The 2,567-nt window shown below is 51.0% G+C and carries 3 protein-coding genes; 2 read left to right on the top strand and 1 reads right to left on the bottom strand.

Annotation, left to right across the window (positions count from 1 at the left end; translation table 11 throughout):
- On the bottom strand, nt 1–590 hold a 590-nt coding region (locus tag PPL9_RS18085; RefSeq protein WP_057464004.1), incomplete at its 3' end, for a TetR/AcrR family transcriptional regulator.
- Between the two features lie 65 nt (nt 591–655).
- On the opposite strand from PPL9_RS18085, the gene PPL9_RS18080 reads away from it, so the two are divergent.
- Together PPL9_RS18080 and PPL9_RS18075 are read left to right on the top strand one after the other, a co-directional pair.
- The gene (locus PPL9_RS18080; RefSeq protein WP_057464003.1) at nt 656–1,972 is read left to right on the top strand and encodes an NAD(P)-binding domain-containing protein; all 1,317 of its coding nucleotides are present in this window, start codon (nt 656–658) and stop codon (nt 1,970–1,972) included.
- On the top strand, nt 1,969–2,567 hold a 599-nt coding region (locus tag PPL9_RS18075; RefSeq protein WP_057464002.1), incomplete at its 3' end, for a bile acid:sodium symporter. The genes PPL9_RS18080 and PPL9_RS18075, both read left to right, overlap by 4 nt.

The raw sequence follows: 2,567 nt of genomic DNA, 5'->3' as shown, positions 1-2,567 counted from the left end.
TCTTCTTCTGCCATTGCATCAACACGCCAGGCTGAGGTGCACAGAGCGATTTGTGAAGAGATGGAAAAGACGAAGGTTGCGGAGACTTTCCTAAGATCGGTAGTGGGATAGAGCTTGGCGATTTCCGAAAGAAATACTTTTGCTGTTGGGTCAAAACAAGCCTGAGAGATCGCGCTCCAGCGTTCTTCTGCAGAGACCATGGCGACCAGACGTGCGTAGGCGAGCCAGCCAGGGCCGTTGTTTTCAGCCTTGTCCAGATAAGGGTAGAAGAAACTCTCCAGAATGCCTTTCAGCGTGACGACTTGTTCTGACGCTTTCAGCTGTTCCAATGCATCAAGGCGGAGACGGGCGAGTTCTTCGGCACGGCGTTCGACCGTTTGAAAGAACAGGTCTTCCTTCGTGCCGAAGTGGTGGTTTACGAGGCCTAGTTTTACCCCTGCTTTTTGGGCAATGTCCCTGATGGACGCAGCGTCATAACTGCGAAATGCAAACAGGTGTTCTGCTGCGTCGAGAATCTTCTGCCGCGTCTCCAAAGAGCTTTTTGAAGGGGCTCTTTGTCTTTGTTTTTCCTGCGAAATCTTCTTAATCATAAAAAGAGCTTGCCTTATTTTGTACGACTGTTCAATCTAATTGTAGTTCTGAGGGGGGACGAACAGTGAATATTTCAAAGGAGAGCTATGCCTTAATTGGGGCAGGGCCGATGGGGCTCGCCACGGCCAAGACACTTATTGAGCAAGGAATAGATTTTCAGGGTTTTGAGCTGCACAGCGATGTGGGCGGGCTTTGGGATATTGATGGGCCGAAGTCGACCATGTACGAGTCCGCGCATCTGATTTCATCCAAGAAAATGACTGAGTTTACGGATTTTCCGATGGGTGATCACATTGCAGAGTATCCCGGTCACCGCGAGCTGAAGACGTATTTTCAGGAGTTTGCTGAAAAGTTTGATTTGAAGCGGCGCTATCGTTTTGGAGCAGAAGTGACTTGCATCGTGCCGTTGGGAGGCGATGGTGAGGGGTGGACGGTCAGCTGGAGAGATCAGGACGGAGATCATTCAGCTGAATATGCCGGGGTGCTGATCGCCAATGGCACGCTTTCTGAACCCAATATGCCAGAGTTTACGGGGGAGTTTTCTGGCTACCTCATTCATTCGTGCCACTACAAGAGTGCGCAGCAGTTTGCTGGCAAGCGGGTGCTGATTGTTGGGGCGGGCAATTCAGGTTGTGACATAGCGGTGGATGCGATCCATCATGGGGTTCAGTGCGATATATCCATGCGTCGTGGCTATTACTTTGTTCCCAAGTATGTTTTCGGGAAACCGGCAGACACGATGGGTGGGGCGGTGAAGTTGCCGCTCTGGCTGAAGCGGCGAGTGGACCAGACATTGCTGAAATGGTTTGTTGGTGATCCGCAGGCCTATGGGTTTCCTAAACCAGACTACGAGCTTTATGAGAGCCATCCGGTGGTGAACTCGCTTATTCTCTATCATGCCGGTCACGGGGATATTGGTATTCGGGCAGATATCAAGGAACTGGATGGGCATACGGTTCGGTTTCGTGATGGTGAAGAAGCTGAGTATGATCTTATCGTCACCGCGACTGGTTATAAGCTGCATTATCCTTTTATCGACAAAGAGCTTTTGAACTGGCAGGGCGATGCACCGCATCTGTTTTTGAACTGTATGCATCCAAAGCGGAACGATCTGTTTGTGATGGGTATGATTGAGGCAACCGGTCTTGGTTGGCAGGGGCGTCACGATCAGGCGGAACTGGTTGCGCGTTATCTGAGAGGTCTCAAGGACGGAAGTACTGCAGCTGAGGCAATCAAAGCTGAAAAAGCTGAGGGATTTGAGCGTGAGACGGAGGGGATGAACTACCTCAAGCTGGCGCGGATGGCTTACTATGTGGACAAGCAGAGTTATCGCTCCGCACTGAACAAGCGCACACAGGCGTTGAAGAGGGAAATGGCATGAGTGACATTGACCTTGTTGTTCTCAATTTCAGTTCCGGTTCTCTGACCCTGCTCAATGGCATTCTAGCAGTTGTGATGTTCTCAATCGCGCTGGACCTGTGTCCTGCGGATTTTAAGCGACTGACACTGTCGCCAAAACCTGTGGTGATTGGGCTGTGCTCTCAATTTCTGCTTTTGCCGGGCCTCACATTTCTGCTTGTTCTGATCGTTCAGCCCCGGCCTTCGATTGCTTTGGGGCTTATTCTGGTGGCAGCGTGTCCGGGTGGGAACATCTCAAACTTCATCACTCATCGTGCTGGCGGCAATGCAGCGCTGTCGGTTTCCATGACGGCTTTTGCTACGGTCGGAGCAATCGTTGCGACACCCTTTAATATCGCATTTTGGGGTAGTCTTTACGGACCGACACGCGCGATATTGCAAGAGACACATATCGATAAGCTGTCAGTTGCAATTACTGTTTGCTTCATGTTGGTGTTGCCATTGTTCCTTGGCATCATGCTAAACCGCATCAAACCACGGCTGGCTGCCAAAATCCGGCAGCCACTGCGCATGGCGTCCATGGGGATTTTTATCGGTTTCATCTTCATCGCGCTGTT

The sequence above is a fragment of the Pseudovibrio sp. POLY-S9 genome, assembly GCF_001431305.1.
Taxonomy (GTDB): domain Bacteria; phylum Pseudomonadota; class Alphaproteobacteria; order Rhizobiales; family Stappiaceae; genus Pseudovibrio.
The sequence above is the reverse complement of the archived record's forward strand: the minus strand, read 5'-3'. Positions and strand labels throughout refer to the sequence as shown.